The organism is Undibacterium sp. FW305-107 (genome assembly GCF_058788535.1).
This window is the reverse complement of sequence record NZ_JBYTAV010000003.1, coordinates 427,692-443,011: the sequence shown is the minus strand read 5'-3', so window position 1 is coordinate 443,011 and position 15,320 is coordinate 427,692. Positions and strand designations below refer to the sequence as shown.

The window sequence follows — 15,320 nt, the reverse complement described above, 5'->3', positions numbered from 1 at the left end:
AGTGAAAATTCATTCTCTATCGACGAAATTTATTTTGAGCTTATTGAAATAAGTGTCTTTGAAAAGATTTTGATTTTCTGGAGAGATTTATTCAGATGGGATATGGAATAAGCGCAGGAATGAAAATAGAAATCGGATAAAGAGCCGTTAGCATTGAATGACCGTGACTCTTCTTAGGCTGATAGAAAACTAAATGAGAACAATTGCGCTTCACAACTTCAGTCAATTTCAAAAGCATTGTCGCCTTCGTGCACTGAATTCAGCGAATTCAGTGATGCTGATCATCTTCATTTTGCAACTGCCACTGAATGCTCTATGATGTGATAAAAGCCTGTGTGCAAATGTGCATCAGCAATCACATCACCAACAGAATCAATAGATACAGGAAGGAAAGCCATGAAAGGCGACGCGAAAGTCATCAAACTGCTTAACGCTCAACTCACCAATGAATTGAGTGCCATTAATCAGTATTTTTTGCATGCACGCATGTACAAGCACTGGGGCTTTGAAAAAATAGCCAAGAAAGAATACGAAGAATCCATAGGCGAAATGAAGCATGCTGACAAGCTCATCGACCGCATCCTCATGCTGGGGGGCCTGCCGAATCTGCAAGCCCTGCACAAACTGATGATAGGTGAAGATACGGTGGAAATGCTGAGCTGTGACCTGAAGCTGGAAGTTGCCGCGCAAAAAACAGTCAAGGAAGGCGTCGCCACTTGTGAGGCGGTAGGCGATTATGTCTCGCGCGATTTGTTCCAGGTTATTCTGGAAGACACTGAAGAACATATAGACTGGCTGGAAACCCAGCTGGAATTGATAGAGAAAATCGGTATCCAGAATTATTTGCAATCGCAAATGTCTACAGAAGAATAAGTCGGTCCAGTTTTTTGGTGCGATAGAAACACAAAAGGGATGTAGCTTGCGCTGCATCCCTTTTTTATATAGTCGCGTTTTATAGTCGAGCTTATTGGGCTTATTGCGTGGACTTATTGCGGCAACGTGTCTTTGAAAGAAGCACGTTCCGACAATTTATCAAATAACTTAGCCAGATTTGGATAGTCACCGCGCCAGTCTATCTCCGGGAAGCGGAAGCTCAACCAGCCCAGGGAACAACCTACGCTGATATCTGCCAGTGTCAAATGCGTGCCGGTGCAGAACGGTGTATCACCCAGGCCGCTGGACATGGACTTCAAACCAGCATGGACCTTGCTCATTTGCCTGTCTATCCACTCCTGGCTTTGTTGCTCAGCCGGGCGCAAGGTTTTTTCCAGACGCACCAGAATCGCCGCATCCATGATGCCATCTGCCAGCGCTTCCCAGCATTTGACTTCCACGCGCTCACGACCCTGGGCAGGAATGAGCTTGCCGACTGGTGTCAGAGTATCGATATACTCAACGATGACGCGCGAATCAAACATGGCACCGCCATCTTCCATCAAGAGACAGGGTACTTTTCCGAGTGGATTTGATTGCTGTATCGTAGTATCTGCCGCCCACACGTTTTCTTGCACAAAAACGTAATCAAGTTTCTTCTCCGCCATGACAACGCGGACTTTTCTTACAAAAGGACTAGTGATGGAGCCAATAAGTTTCATAGGAATCTGGTAGTAGGTTTAGCGCGGATTATAGCATCGCCTGCCTGCAAATCCTGTGCTTGAAGGACCGGCGTGCGGAGCAGCAACATCACTACGATTCTATAATTTGAACGCATTCAAATGGTAAAATCGCATAATCGGTGCAAAAAAACTGTATTTGCACAACAATTGTAAATTTTTGCCAAATCTTTACCATTTGCAAAATCTACACTTTTGTTGTTTTTTGCGCAAGGCTTTCTGTCATTTCATCTCTATAGTCCATCATGTCCCTATCCTCACTTTCTGCCCTTTCTCCGCTCGACGGTCGCTATGCAAGCAAGGTTGATGCTTTGCGCGCCACTTTGTCTGAGTCTGGCTTCATGCATCACCGTGTTAAAGTTGAAGTGTCCTGGCTGCAGGCCCTTTCGCAGGCTGGCTTTGACGAAATAAAGGCTTTTTCTCAAGATGGCTATGCCTTGCTGGACAAAATCGTCGCTGAATTTTCTGAAACTGATGCCCAGCGCATCAAGGAAATCGAAGCTGTCACCAATCACGACGTCAAAGCCGTAGAGTATTGGTTGAAAGAGCAAGTCAAGGATGTACCTGAGCTGGTTGCCGCCAGCGAATTCATCCACTTTGCCTGTACCTCAGAAGATATCAATAACACCTCGCATGGCATGATGCTGAAGACTGCCCGCAATGATGTAATGTTGCCCGCCTTGCGCAATCTGATCAGCAGATTGACAGACCTCGCGCATGTGAATGCTGAGGTACCCATGCTGTCACGCACCCATGGTCAGGCCGCCAGTCCGACTACCCTGGGCAAGGAAATGGCCAACGTCGTCGCCCGCCTGCAACGCGCCATCAAGCGCATAGAGCAAGTTGAAATCCTGGGCAAGATGAATGGCGCAGTCGGCAATTACAATGCTCACCTGTCTGCTTACCCTGGCTATGACTGGGAACATTTTTCCAGGAACGTCATTGAGCAACGCCTGGGCCTGACTTACAACCCTTACACCATACAAATCGAGCCGCATGATTACATGGCTGAAATGTTTGATGCCTTCGCCCGTGTCAACACGATTTTGCTGGATCTGAACCGTGACATCTGGGGTTATATCTCGGTCGGTTATTTCAAGCAAAAGACCAAGGCCGGTGAAATCGGTTCTTCCACCATGCCGCATAAAGTCAACCCTATCGACTTTGAAAACTCTGAAGGTAATCTGGGACTGGCTAACTCACTGCTGCGCCATCTGTCGGAAAAATTGCCGGTATCCCGCTGGCAGCGTGACCTGACTGATTCCACAGTCTTGCGTAATATCGGTGTCGCTTTTGGTTATACCCTGCTGGCCTATGACAGTTGCCTGCGTGGCTTGAACAAGCTGGAAACCAATCCTGAACGCCTCGCTGCTGACCTGAATGCAACATGGGAAGTATTGGCAGAACCGGTACAAACCGTGATGCGTCGTTACGCGGTTGAAAACGCTTACGAACAATTGAAAGAACTGACACGCGGCAAAGGCATCACCAAGGAGGCCTTGCAAGAGTTTGTTGAAGGTCTGGCGATCCCACGCGATGCCAAGGATTTGCTGCTGGCCATGACACCGGCGAATTACACCGGTATTGCAGCAAAACTGGCGAAAGCGATTTAAACGAGGTTTCAAAAACTGGTTTTAGCAATACTAAACAAAACAGGCAGATCATTTGATCTGCCTGTTTTGTTTTCATTGTTACTTTTGCGAACTTATTTCTGCGAGCGGAACGGGAACATCAGCTGTTTCACAAAGCCGTCCGGCATATAGTCACCCTGTACACCATATTTCTCTGGGAAGCCTTTTTGTCCCTTGATTGCCGTACCAAACAGATGATCGAGGAAGGCATAGTGGGCGGCATAGTTTCTATCGATCGCCACATCATCTGATGAATGATGCCAGTGGTGGAAATCTGGCGTGACGATGAGGTACTTAACCGGGCCCCACGGTAAATGCACATTGGCATGATTAAACACCGCCTGGAAGCCGACCACGATGATGTAGACGTCCATGACGGTCTTGTCAAAACCCAAAACGTACAAGGCACCCAGTACGCCAACGCGTGTACATATCAATTCAAGAATATGCTGGCGCGAACCGGCCAGCCAGTCCATGGTTTTGGCTGAATGATGGACGGCATGGAAGCGCCACAGGAATGGAATCTCATGATAGGCGCGGTGCGTCCAGTACTGCACCAGATCGGCTGCCAGGATACACAACAGTAACTGCGGGAAGAACCAGATAGACTGCACAAAGTCACGCACACTGTCATGCGCCATCCAGCCAAACAGACGGTGAATGGCGAAGTTGACGGTCAACAAGGCCAGCCCAACGATGAAGTGATTGACGGCAAAATGCACCATGTCGGTCTGCCATTCGCGGCGGAAAATCAACTGCCCCTTATACAGCGGGAAGATTTTTTCTATCACGACGAAAATGATGGTGGAACCCAGCAAATCGAGGATGAACCAGTCCAGCCCTATATACGGCGTGTGATCAGGAAAGTCGGCAACCGGCACGTGAGATCCACCAAAAGCCACAGCCGCAATGACCAGGGCCGCTGCCACTGCATTCAAACCACGCCGGCGATTGAACAGTATATTCAATAAGCTGATCACGCCAGACAATACCAGCGCCGCGAACAGAATATGCCGTATCACATCGGGTGAGTAATTTTTGCGCAGCTCAGGCGTGGTCAGGTATTGCGGAAAGTGGAACGCGATCACGCCCAGCAAACACAGGAATGCCAGCGTCAATGCCAGCACACCGCTGGCTAACCCGGTACCCGGCTTCAAGGGGCCACTTTGATCCAGCAAACCTGTGGTTTCACTGACGGCTCCGGCAACATTGCCAAGCACGGTTTTGGCAGGGTCAACTAAGATTTTCCCTAGCGATTTTTCTGGAATTTCTGGTTTCATTATTGATATGATGAATGGCAAGGTCGACCAATGATAAATGAATGCCTTAAAAGCGGGGGAAAAACCTTGGATGGAGAGGTGTCTGCGGTGATTCCGGGGCAAAGTCTACCGGCAAGCCTTAAGCTCAAAAGCCTGCTGTAGCAGCTGCTTACATATTAAAGTCTGAAAATCTGGCTGGTGTCAGCAGACTTTCTTTTTTTTTGCTATATTAGTTCTACTTCGAACTAATTATCTCTTTCATCAGAGGAGCCAGCATGGCAGCCACTCAACGATATTCCAATTTCAGCATAGTATTGCACTGGCTCATTGCCTTGCTGATTATCATTGCCTTCATCCTGGGTAACATCATGGTTGACATGAAATTCAGCCCGACAAAATTACAATATTTTTCTTATCATAAGTGGCTAGGCGTTACTGTGCTGGGATTTGTAGCGCTGCGCCTCATCTCCCGCCTGCTAAGCAAGGCACCACCCTACCCTGCCAGCATGGGTAAAGTCCAGACGCAACTCGCTAATGGCACGCATATCTTGCTGTATGTACTAATGTTTGGCGTGCCTTTGTCCGGTTATTTCTACACGCTGGCGGCAGGCTACCCGGTAGTCTATCTGGGATTGTTTGAATTACCAGTATTAATGGGGCCAAACCCGGAAATCAAGGAAACTTTGAAAGAATTGCATGAAATATTAAACAAAGTCATGTTTGTTCTGGTCCTACTCCATGTTGCAGCAGCACTGAAACATCAATTTTTTGACAAAGATGGTCTCATGCAACGCATGCGCCCAGGTCGTTAATTTTTTACACAGGTATCCCATGTCTACATATTCCATGAAAAAAATCGCTGCCTATGCAGCCGCCGCCCTGGTGATAGCCAGCCCGGCCATCGCCAGCGTTGTTAAAGTTGACAATGCCAAGAGCACAGTCAATATTGTCTTCAAGCAAATGAATGTACCGGTTGATGCCAAATTCAAAAAATTTAACGCCAATATCGACTATGACAGCGCCAAACCAGAAGCATCCAAAGCAACTGTGGACATTGATGTCGCCAGCTTTGACCTGGGCGACGCTGAATACAACAAGGAAGTCTTGAAGAAGGAATGGTTTAATGCCGCCGCCTTCCCTAAAGCCAGCTTTGTCTCTACTTCCATGAAAGCTGGCGCGGCTGGCAAACTGGATGTCACCGGCAAGCTCAGCATCAAGGGCAAGACCGTGGATGTCAGTTTCCCTTTAAGTATCAAGAAAGAAGGTAATAGCCAGGTTTTTGATGGCAGCCTGCCCATCAAACGCCTCACCTTCAATATTGGTGAAGGTGAGTGGAAAGATACCGGCATGGTTGCCGATGAAGTACAGATCAAGTTTCACGTAGTAACAAACCCGTAATACCAAGTAACACCAAACCTTTTTAAGCAAACAAATTTTCGCCATTCAGGAGTCATACATGAAAATCGCCAAACTTATCGCCGCCGCCCTGCTGATCAGCTCTGCACCTGCATTTGCTCAGACATATAACATTGAATCCAACCACACTTATCCTAGCTTTGAAGCTGACCATATGGGTATCTCCGTGTGGCGCGGCAAGTTCAACAAAACCTCAGGTAAAATCGTGCTCGACCGCGCTGCGAAAACTGGCACTGTTGACATCACTATCGATGCCAACTCCCTCGACTTTGGCCATGAAAAAATGAATGAACATGCAAAAGGCAAAGACATGTTCAATGTAGCGCAATTCCCTACCGCGACTTACAAAGGTACATCCATTAAATTTGATGGCGATACACCTGTTGCAGTTATCGGCGAGTTGACCATGCTGGGCGTGACCAAGCCAGTCACTCTGACCATCAATAAATTCAAATGTATCCAGCATCCTATGTTCAAGAAAGAAGCTTGTGGTGCAGATGCCTCAGCAGAATTCAAACGTACTGATTTTGGTCTGAACTACGGTACACCACGTTTTGCACCAGAAGTAAAACTGGCTATCCAGGTAGAAGCAATCAAGGCTGACTAATTTTTTGCATTAGTAGCTGTCCCTGGTGTGATACGCTCTGCCGCTCTGCGTATCACACCATAATCCACACAAACTATCTCATGGGTGAACGTTACCTGCGCAGCATACGATTACTGTCGGAGTGCATGCAATTATTTGAACAGGCTTCTGCCAGGAATGTGCGCAAGCTGGGCTTTACACATTCTCAATTCGATATCATCGCCACCCTCGGCAATACGCCTGGCATGACTTGCAAGGAACTGGGTGAGAAAACCCTGATCACGAAAGGTACGCTGACAGGCGTACTCGACAGGCTGGAGCAAAAAGGCCTGATACAGCGTGAACGCGGCAATGATGACAGACGCCAGTTGTTCGTCAAACTGACACCAGTTGGTGAAGCCACTTTTGATGACATCTTTCCCAAGGTAGTACAGTCTGGAAAGCAACGCTTCAAAACCTACACAGAAGATGACTACCTGAATCTGGAAAGCAGCTTACTCAAACTCAGGCAGCATTTACAGGAAGACGACTGTAGTTAAATCGTCCGCCTCCGCCAATCCGCATTCAGTACCGACACGGATTGGCCTCAAGGTTTATTTCACTTCCAGCTTGTCACCCACGATAGGCCCTTTGCCGCTGAAACGGTCAAGTGCCAGGTAAATCACGGGTGTGATGAACAAGGTAATCGCCTGGGAAAAAATCAGGCCACCAACCACCGCCAACCCCAGAGGCTGACGTAATTCTGCACCGGCACCCAAGCCCATGGCAATCGGCAGGGCACCTACCAAAGCAGCCAGCGTGGTCATCATGATCGGGCGGAAGCGTTGTATGCAGGCTTCGCGTATCGCTTCTGGTGGCGTCATGTTGTGATGCCTTTGCGCATCAAGCGCAAAGTCGATCATCATGATGGCGTTTTTCTTGACAATACCTATCAGCAGCAAAATACCGATGGTAGCAATCAGGGTCAGGTCCTCGCCAAACATTTGCAAGGTTAGCAGGGCACCTACGGCTGCAGAAGGCAAACCTGCCAGGATGGTGATAGGGTGTATATAGCTTTCATACAGCACACCCAGCAGGACATAGATCACAAGCAAGGCAGCAACGATGAGGATAATCTGTCCTGATTGCGAATCCTTGAACACCGCCGCATCACCGCCATAAGTAGTGATGATGGAGGCTGGCAATTTGATTTCATCGCGGTATTTTTCTATGCGGTTAGTCGCCTCACCCAAAGCTGTGCCCGGTGCCAGATTGAAGGACACCGTTACAGCCTGCAATTGCCCTACGTGATTGATGGCAGTTGGCCCTACCGTACGTTTGACAGTAGCAATACTGGAGAGTGGCACCAGCGTACCTGTGTTGCCGCGCACGTAAATACCATTGATGGCGCTTTCGTCTTTCTTGGCGCTGGGCTCAACTTCCATGATGACCTGATAGCTATCGACATTGGTATACATGGTCGATATCTGGCGTTCACCAAAGGCGCTATACAAGGCAGAACGTATACTGTCCATGGTCACGCCCAGGGCATTGGCACGGTCACGGTCTATATCGACGCTGGCCTGCAGGCCTTTCAGTTGTGAATCGGTGGTGACATCCTTGAAGCCTGGGTCACTGCGTAATTTCTCTTGTAGCTTGATGGCCCAGTCACTGAGGGAACCAGCTTCCACACTTTGCAGTATGTATTGGTACTGGCTCTTGCTGGGACGTCCGCCCAGTTGCAAGTTTTGGGTAGGGCGCAGGAAGACGGAAATACCCGGCACTTCACTGAGCTTCTTGCGCAAACCATCGACCACATCCTTCATGGGTTTACGTTCACCACGTGGCTTCAGGTTGACGAACATACGGCCAGTATTTTGTGAGCCACTACCGCCATTAAACGAGGTTGCAGTGGCCACGTTCGGATCATCGCGTATGATTTTCGCGACCCTGTCCTGCAAGATCACCATGGCAGGGAAAGACGTTTCTTCTGCAGCCTCTGTCGAGACGTTGATCTGGCCTATGTCTTCCTGAGGGAAGAAGCCTTTGGGGATGACATTGAACAGATAAGCGGTGGCAGCAAAGGTCGCCAGGGCAATCAACAGTACCAGCTTGCGATGGCGCAATGCCAGGTCCAGGCCACGGGTATAAGAACGCAACGAGGCATTAAAGCTGCTTTCAAATACATGCAACATTGCAGCCACTGCTTTTGGCGGCTCTTTCAACTCATGTTCGCTCTTCAGGAAACGGCTGGCCAGCATCGGCACCAGCGTCAGCGAGACGAAGGCGGATGCCAGAATCGCCAGGCTGACGATAACGGCAAACTCGTGGAACAACTGACCGATGACACCAGGCATGAAGAAGATGGGGATAAACACCGCCACCAGCGAAGTGGAAATCGAGATGATCGTGAAACCCACTTCACGCGAACCCTGCAATGCCGCCTTGAAAGGCGGCTCGCCATTTTCCACATGGCGCATGATGTTTTCCAGCATGACGATGGCATCATCGACTACCAGGCCCACCGCCAGTGTCAACCCCAGCAAAGAGACATTATCCAGCGTGTAACCAAAACCCCATAACAGGGCGATGGCACCGATCAGGGACACAGGCAATGACAGCGTAGGAATGATGGTCGCTACCATGCGGCGCAGGAACAGGAAGATGACGATAACCACCAGGAATATCGTCAGCAGCAGAGTCAGGTTCACATCATGCAAGGCATCACGAATCGAGATAGACCTGTCATTCACCAGATTCATTTTGACTGAAGCGGGCAATTGCGATTTGAAGCCTGGTAAGGCAGCCCTGATGGAATCGACTACCTTGACGGTATTGGCATCGGTCTGTCTTTGTATCGCCAGGGTAATCGAGCTTTCACCATTAAAATTGGCGGCTGTCTTGACTTGCTCATAGCTGTCTTCAACTGTCGCAACTTCGCGCAGGCGCACGACCTGACCACCTTTGTTGCTGACCACCAAATTGGCAAATTCTGCAGCGCTCTGCATTTGCTTGTTGGCCAGCAGGGTCAGTGTCTGCTTGTCACCTTCGAGCGTACCGACCGGCGTATTTGCATTTGAAGTGCGGATAGATGCTGACAATTCATCCAGCGTCAGATTGCGCGCCTGCAAGGCATCCGGCATGACACGTATGCGCACGGCATAACGCTTGATACCAAAAATATTCACCTGCGCCACACCTTCCAGCGTGGATAAACTTGGCGAGATCAGATGCTCGGCATAACTCGTCAATTCAGAAAGACTCAATGACGGTGATGTCAGCGCAATAAACAGCACAGGCGCATCAGCAGGGTTGACCTTGCGATACGATGGCGGCGATGTCATATCAACGGGCAAGGAGCGCTGCGCGCGCAGCAATGCTGCCTGCACATCCACGGCAGCGGCATCAACATTGCGGTTCTGGTCAAATTCCAGTGTCAGCGAAGTGGAACCCAGGGTATTGCTGGAACTGATGATGGACAAGCCAGGTATGGTGGCAAACTGCTTTTCCAGTGGCAAAGCAACCGAAGTCGCCATGGTCTCAGGACTGGCACCCGGCAAATTGGCATTTACACTGATAACAGGCGTGTTATAGCTTGGTAAAGCCGCGATAGGAATATAACGATATGCCAGAATACCTGCAACAACGATGGACAGGTTCAGCAAGACCGTCATCACTGGACGGCGTATGAATAATTCAGACAAATTCATGATGCGCTCGCTGCTGAGGCTGCAGGTGCTGCAGCGCCAGATGAGGCGCTGGCCGCAGCATCAGACTTACCAGCATCCTTGCCCGCCTTATCACCTTTATCACCCTTACCCTTGCCTTCTTTACCATCGCCATTGCGTTCTTTGACGCTGGCACCTGGACGCAGGTTTTGCTTGCCATCCAACACAACTTTGGCACCTGCATCTATGCCAGTAACGACGGCATCGTTACCGAAGCTATTGGTGACGACCACAGGTTTCATGGCGGCCTTGCCTTCAGCATCGACGATATACACAGAGCTGCCACGCGGGCCTACGATGACGGCATCCTGCGGAATCACGACCACATCTTTCAAGGTCTGCACGCTGAGTTCCAGGTTGGCATAGGCACCAGGCCAGAGTTTCAATTCCTTGTTATCAAATACGGCCTTGACCTTGATGGTGCCGGATGCAGCATCCACGGCATTGTCAACGAACTGCAATTTCCCCTTGAACTTGACGATGGTGTCTGGCAAATTGGCCATGACATAGCTGTCGCTGCGCTTCATGCTTTCCAGTGCGTCGGGCAGATTGCGCTGTGGCAGCGGGAAGGTAATCGCGACCGGGTCCATCTGGGTGATACTGACCAGCGGTGTCGCCGTTGCAGGTTGTACCAGCGAACCAGGGAAAACGCTGATGATGCCGGTACGGCCTGACGATGGTGCAACAATGCGGTTATAACTAAGCGCGACACGCGCGGCATTGACTACTGCCTTGTCTGAGGCTATCACGGCTTGCTGAGTGTCAACCTGGGTCTGGCTGGTATCAGCGGCGCTTTGTGCGACAAATTTCTTGCTGACCAGATCCTTGCTGCGTACCAGCTGGCGCTGAAAGTCTGCCAGCGTTGCCATATCCTTATCAAGTTGTGCCTGGGCTTTTGCCAGATTGACTTCATCGGCACGACTATCCAGTGTGAATAAAACATCACCTGCTTTGACAAACTGTCCCTCCTTGATATGTACCCTGGCAATAGTGCTGCTCACTTGAGGACGAATGTCCACAGTGTTCAATGCAGAAACCACGCCGTTCGCAGTAATCCTGACATCATAGTCACGCTTTAGCGCAATGATGGTAGAGACGCTCACTGGACGGTTTTGCGCCGCGCCGGCAGCACCAGCGGCACCACTACCCGCTTTTGCCGAAGCCCCCTCACCTGCAGCCTTGTCAGATGTCTTTAAGTAAGTGTAGGCCGCGCCCGAGATGGCCGCCAGAGCTGCAACGATGATCAGGGTTTTGAATTTGCTCATATTATTTTTATCCAGTGCGGAGAAGTACCAACAGGCATTTGCATTACGTGACCGGCTACTTCCACCGGCTTGATTGGCAGCTTTATATCTGCTTCATTTATCAACTTCACTTATCTGCGTCAATTATCTGCGTCAATTTGCAACAGCCTCTGAGACTCAATTCAACATCAAAAAGTTCAGACTGGAATGCTAACAAAGAAAAAGCCAGCACACAGGCTGGCTTTCATTTTAGATACCTTCCGTTACATGGAAGAGACACAATTGCGTAGTTTTAAACAAAACATTAAAAACTTTTATACAACAGCGCCATCAGTATCGTCTTTTTCCTTGACCGGTTTGATCAGGTCTTCACGCTTGACACCCAGCCACATGGCAATCGCAGCCGCCACGAAAACCGAAGAGTAAATACCAAAGCAAATACCTATCGTCAGTGCAACTGCAAAATAATGTAAAGTCGGGCCGCCAATCAGCAACATCGACAAGACCATCAACTGGGTACAGCCGTGGGTGATGATGGTACGTGAGATCGTGCTGGTAATCGCATTGTCGATGACTTCAGTCACAGACATCTTGCGTTGCTTGCGGAAATTTTCACGGATACGGTCGAAAATAACCACAGACTCATTCACCGAGTAACCCAACACCGCCAGCACCGCTGCCAGCACCGACAAGTTGAATTCCCATTCAAAGAAAGCAAAGAAACCCAGGATGATAATGACGTCATGCAAGTTGGCGACAATCGCCGCAACCGCAAATTTCCATTCAAAACGTATTGCCAGATACAGCATCACACCCAATACCACAAACAGCAGAGCCATCAAACCATCATGTGCCAGTTCATCACCAACCTGGGCACCGACCAGCTCTACCCGTTGCAGTTTGACCAGTTCGGTTTTGGCAGCATCCTGACAAACCAGTTTTTCCGAAGTTGTACCACTTTCTGCACTTGCTGGCGCCTTCGTCAAACTGCCATTTTCAATTTTGCAGAGTGCTTCAAACACGACATCAGCAGGACTGACTTTTGCATCTTTTTTGGTTTCCGGCAAACGAATGACAACGTCCTGTGCCTTGCCAAAAGTTTGCACTGGTGAATCCGTGAAACCCAGTTTTTCTACTGTATGACGTATCGCATCGACATTGGCAGCCTTGGGGTAAGTCACTTCCATGACCGTACCACCGGTAAATTCGACCGAGAAATGCAAACCCTTGTGCAGCAGGAAAAACACGGCTGCAACAAAGGTCAGCGCAGAAATGACATTGAAAATCAGCGCATGGCGCATGAAAGGAATGTCTTTTTTAATGCGGAATAATTCCATAATGAATCCCTGTATTCTTGTTTGGCTGAGCGCTTACTTCAAGGCGTTTTCTGTTGGTTTCCAGATTTGGCCAATAGAAATGGACGACAGTTTTTTCTTTCTTCCATACCAGAGATTGACCACACCGCGCGATACAAAGACTGAAGAGAAAATCGAAGTCACAATACCCAGGCAGTGAACCACTGCAAAACCACGTATCGCACCAGAACCGAATACCAGCAATGCCAGGCCGACGATGAGGGTGGTCACGTTGGAATCCAGGATTGTCGCCCAGGCATGATCAAAGCCTTCTTCTATGGCTTTTTGCGGCGCTTTACCTGCACGCAATTCTTCACGAATACGTTCATTAATAAGTACGTTGGCATCAATCGCCATACCCAGTGCCAGTGCAATCGCCGCAATACCAGGCAAGGTCAGCGTTGCCTGCATCAGTGACAAAATCGCCACCAGCAACAGCAAGTTGAAAGACAGGGCCAGCACACTGAAGAAACCAAACATCAGGTAGTAAGCCATCATGAAGACGGCAATCGCAGCAAAACCATACAAGGTAGAATTGCGGCCCTGCTTGATGTTTTCTACACCCAGTTGCGGGCCTATCGTGCGTTCTTCGATGATTTCCATAGGTGCCGCCAATGAGCCTGCGCGCAACAACAGGGCCAGATCACCGGCAGCAGAGGAAGAACCCATGCCGGTAATGATGAAGCGATTGCGCAATTCATCATTGATGGTAGGTGCAATCAAGACTTCGCCCTTGCCTTTTTCAAACAGGACAATCGCCATGCGCTTGCCTATGCGTGAGCTGGTGGCATTACCCATCTTTTTACCGCCATCACCATTCAGGTCAACACTGACTGCTGGTTGCTGATGCTGGTCAAAACTGGAGGTGGCATTGGTGATGTCATCGCCAGTAATCACCGGGTCCTTGGTCAGGATCAGGTACTCGCCACGATTGGAGATGAATTTTTCTGAGCCATAAGGAACAGCTGTATTTGCATCGACTGCGCCGATAACACTTTCATCAAGCAAACGGACTTCCAGCGTTGCCAGACGATTAATGATGCTCTTGGCGCGAGCCACGTCCTGTACGCCAGGCAATTGCACGACAATACGGTCGGCACCCTGTTGCTGAATGATAGGTTCAGCAACACCCAGTTCATTCACACGCTTGGACAAGGCGGTAATATTTTGTTTGATGCCTTCTGAAATGACTTCTTTCAGTGCCTTTGGTTTCAAACTGATTTGCAAACCAAAATCAGCGCCATCGCTGCCAGCAGTATCAAGCAGGTCTACATCTGCCATCTGCGAAGTCAGGACACTCTTGGCCTTGCCACGTTCTTCTGCATCACGGAATTTAACCTTGATCTGATCACCTTCACGGCTCAGACCTGCATGGCGCACTTCTTTTTCACGCAAATTGCTGCGTACACTGGACAACAAGCCCTGCATGCGTTTATTCATGACAGCCTTGGTATCGACTTGCATGAGGAAATGCACACCACCACGCAAATCCAAGCCCAGATACATGGGCAGGGCATGCAAGCTCTGCAACCATTTCGGCGTATTCGACAAGAGATTGAAAGCCAGCGTATACGTAGGGTCAGCAGGATCGGCATTTAAAGCTTTTTCCAGAGCAGACTTGGCTTTGAATTGAGTATCCGTATCTTCGAAACGGGCGCGTACAGTACCTTGCACGCCGTTATTTTCGTAGAAGATATCCTTGCTTTTGAGACCAGCTTGCTCCAGCGCTTTTTCAACGCGGGTGGTCATATCAGCTTCGACTTTGACAGTGGCTTTCGCGCTACTGACTTGTACTGCAGGTGATTCGCCAAAAAAATTGGGCACGGTATAAATAGCACCGAACACCAGGGCGATCAGAATCAGTATGTACTTCCAGAGTGGATAGCGATTCATAATGGGAAGAATAATTGGAAGCTAAAAAAGCACAACGCAGCCCAGATTATTGTGGACTGCGTTGCCGTGTTTTGCTGATTAAATCGCTTTAATCGTGCCCTTGGGCAGCATCATGGTGATGGACATTTTTTGTACAACAACTTCTGTGCCATTCGCGATTTCAATAGTGACATAAGCATCACTGACCTTGACCACTTTACCCAGGATACCGCCTGCTGTAACTACTTCATCATTTTTTGCCAGAGCATCCATCATTGCTCTTTGCTCTTTCTGACGCTTCATCTGAGGACGTATCATCAGGAAATACATTACTGCTACCATCAGGAGCAAAGGCCACATACTCATCAGATTGCTCTGGAGGTCGCCGCCAGCGGCTGCTTGTGCGTAAGCATTGGAAATAAACACGTTCAGACTCCTGTCATTTTAATAATGAAATACTAATTTTTTGGCTAAAAACTGGATAGAAATTGCCGCGATTCTTGCTCAGTCCTTGCTCAGTTGCTGGTATATAGCACCAAATGCCTATTTTTCAATCGGCAAAGCTCCGTATTTTAGCATCGCCCATGCGAATTGCTGGAAATTGTCAGGATATCTGCAAAGAAAGCTGTCCATCAAA

At 49.1% G+C, this 15,320-nt stretch carries 13 protein-coding genes; 6 read left to right on the top strand and 7 right to left on the bottom strand.

The features are described 5' to 3' along the window. The first annotated feature begins 396 nt into the window (after window positions 1-396). Complete coding sequence (bfr, locus tag AC3WQT_RS09045) at window positions 397-873, top strand: bacterioferritin (RefSeq protein WP_492703540.1); 477 nt, start codon at window positions 397-399, stop codon at window positions 871-873. Window positions 874-986: 113 nt separating this feature from the next. Here bfr and AC3WQT_RS09040 read toward each other — a convergent pair whose 3' ends face one another. Then, a complete protein-coding gene (locus tag AC3WQT_RS09040) occupies window positions 987-1,595 on the bottom strand; it encodes a glutathione S-transferase (RefSeq protein WP_492703539.1) in 609 nt (202 codons plus the stop codon). Window positions 1,596-1,858: 263 nt separating this feature from the next. Between AC3WQT_RS09040 and purB the strand changes: the two genes are divergently transcribed. Continuing rightward, window positions 1,859-3,226 (top strand): adenylosuccinate lyase, encoded by a 1,368-nt coding sequence (gene purB / locus AC3WQT_RS09035; RefSeq protein ID WP_492703538.1) that lies wholly within the window; start codon window positions 1,859-1,861, stop codon window positions 3,224-3,226. A 92-nt stretch (window positions 3,227-3,318) separates the two neighbouring features. Here purB and AC3WQT_RS09030 read toward each other — a convergent pair whose 3' ends face one another. Beyond that, window positions 3,319-4,524: a sterol desaturase family protein gene (locus AC3WQT_RS09030; RefSeq protein WP_492703537.1), complete on the bottom strand. Its 1,206-nt coding sequence runs from the start codon at window positions 4,522-4,524 to the stop codon at window positions 3,319-3,321. A 254-nt stretch (window positions 4,525-4,778) separates the two neighbouring features. Here AC3WQT_RS09030 and AC3WQT_RS09025 point away from each other — a divergent pair, with 254 nt between their 5' ends. From AC3WQT_RS09025 to AC3WQT_RS09010, 4 genes are all read left to right on the top strand, one after another. Further along, a complete protein-coding gene (locus AC3WQT_RS09025) occupies window positions 4,779-5,315 on the top strand; it encodes a cytochrome b (protein ID WP_492703536.1) in 537 nt (178 codons plus the stop codon). 19 nt (window positions 5,316-5,334) lie between these two features. Then, window positions 5,335-5,901, top strand: a complete 567-nt coding sequence (locus tag AC3WQT_RS09020) for a YceI family protein (protein WP_492703535.1) — start codon at window positions 5,335-5,337, stop codon at window positions 5,899-5,901. 58 nt (window positions 5,902-5,959) lie between these two features. Beyond that, window positions 5,960-6,526 (top strand): YceI family protein, encoded by a 567-nt coding sequence (locus tag AC3WQT_RS09015; protein WP_492703534.1) that lies wholly within the window; start codon window positions 5,960-5,962, stop codon window positions 6,524-6,526. Window positions 6,527-6,651: 125 nt separating this feature from the next. Next, window positions 6,652-7,044 (top strand): MarR family winged helix-turn-helix transcriptional regulator, encoded by a 393-nt coding sequence (locus AC3WQT_RS09010; protein ID WP_492703533.1) that lies wholly within the window; start codon window positions 6,652-6,654, stop codon window positions 7,042-7,044. Window positions 7,045-7,098: 54 nt separating this feature from the next. Here the strand turns inward: AC3WQT_RS09010 and AC3WQT_RS09005 are convergent, their stop codons facing one another. The 5 genes from AC3WQT_RS09005 to yajC all read right to left on the bottom strand — a co-directional run bounded on the left by AC3WQT_RS09005 (window position 7,099) and on the right by yajC (window position 15,049). Further along, window positions 7,099-10,194 (bottom strand): efflux RND transporter permease subunit, encoded by a 3,096-nt coding sequence (locus AC3WQT_RS09005; protein WP_492703532.1) that lies wholly within the window; start codon window positions 10,192-10,194, stop codon window positions 7,099-7,101. Next, the gene (locus AC3WQT_RS09000; protein ID WP_492703531.1) at window positions 10,191-11,477 is read right to left on the bottom strand and encodes an efflux RND transporter periplasmic adaptor subunit; all 1,287 of its coding nucleotides are present in this window, start codon (window positions 11,475-11,477) and stop codon (window positions 10,191-10,193) included. Before AC3WQT_RS09000 ends, AC3WQT_RS09005 begins: the two co-directional genes overlap by 4 nt. Window positions 11,478-11,770: 293 nt before the next feature. After that, window positions 11,771-12,793, bottom strand: coding sequence for a protein translocase subunit SecF (gene secF / locus AC3WQT_RS08995; RefSeq protein WP_492703530.1), 1,023 nt, complete (start codon window positions 12,791-12,793; stop codon window positions 11,771-11,773). A 33-nt stretch (window positions 12,794-12,826) separates the two neighbouring features. Continuing rightward, window positions 12,827-14,704 carry a protein translocase subunit SecD gene (gene secD / locus AC3WQT_RS08990; protein ID WP_492703529.1) on the bottom strand — a complete coding sequence of 626 codons (1,878 nt, stop codon included), beginning with the start codon at window positions 14,702-14,704 and terminating at the stop codon, window positions 12,827-12,829. Window positions 14,705-14,782: 78 nt separating this feature from the next. Beyond that, on the bottom strand, window positions 14,783-15,049 hold the full coding sequence (yajC, locus tag AC3WQT_RS08985) for a preprotein translocase subunit YajC (protein WP_492703649.1): 267 nt from the start codon (window positions 15,047-15,049) through the stop codon (window positions 14,783-14,785). Between the last annotated feature and the right edge of the window lie 271 nt (window positions 15,050-15,320).

What these genes read in the sequence shown, in the direction of transcription:
- bfr (WP_492703540.1), top strand. Translation starts at nt 397, where the DNA reads ATGAAAGGCGACGCGAAAGTCATCAAACTGCTTAACGCTCAACTCACC.
- AC3WQT_RS09040 (WP_492703539.1), bottom strand. Translation starts at nt 1,595, where the DNA reads ATGAAACTTATTGGCTCCATCACTAGTCCTTTTGTAAGAAAAGTCCGC.
- purB (WP_492703538.1), top strand. Translation starts at nt 1,859, where the DNA reads ATGTCCCTATCCTCACTTTCTGCCCTTTCTCCGCTCGACGGTCGCTAT.
- AC3WQT_RS09030 (WP_492703537.1), bottom strand. Translation starts at nt 4,524, where the DNA reads ATGAAACCAGAAATTCCAGAAAAATCGCTAGGGAAAATCTTAGTTGAC.
- AC3WQT_RS09025 (WP_492703536.1), top strand. Translation starts at nt 4,779, where the DNA reads ATGGCAGCCACTCAACGATATTCCAATTTCAGCATAGTATTGCACTGG.
- AC3WQT_RS09020 (WP_492703535.1), top strand. Translation starts at nt 5,335, where the DNA reads ATGTCTACATATTCCATGAAAAAAATCGCTGCCTATGCAGCCGCCGCC.
- AC3WQT_RS09015 (WP_492703534.1), top strand. Translation starts at nt 5,960, where the DNA reads ATGAAAATCGCCAAACTTATCGCCGCCGCCCTGCTGATCAGCTCTGCA.
- AC3WQT_RS09010 (WP_492703533.1), top strand. Translation starts at nt 6,652, where the DNA reads ATGCAATTATTTGAACAGGCTTCTGCCAGGAATGTGCGCAAGCTGGGC.
- AC3WQT_RS09005 (WP_492703532.1), bottom strand. Translation starts at nt 10,194, where the DNA reads ATGAATTTGTCTGAATTATTCATACGCCGTCCAGTGATGACGGTCTTG.
- AC3WQT_RS09000 (WP_492703531.1), bottom strand. Translation starts at nt 11,477, where the DNA reads ATGAGCAAATTCAAAACCCTGATCATCGTTGCAGCTCTGGCGGCCATC.
- secF (WP_492703530.1), bottom strand. Translation starts at nt 12,793, where the DNA reads ATGGAATTATTCCGCATTAAAAAAGACATTCCTTTCATGCGCCATGCG.
- secD (WP_492703529.1), bottom strand. Translation starts at nt 14,704, where the DNA reads ATGAATCGCTATCCACTCTGGAAGTACATACTGATTCTGATCGCCCTG.
- yajC (WP_492703649.1), bottom strand. Translation starts at nt 15,049, where the DNA reads ATGAGTATGTGGCCTTTGCTCCTGATGGTAGCAGTAATGTATTTCCTG.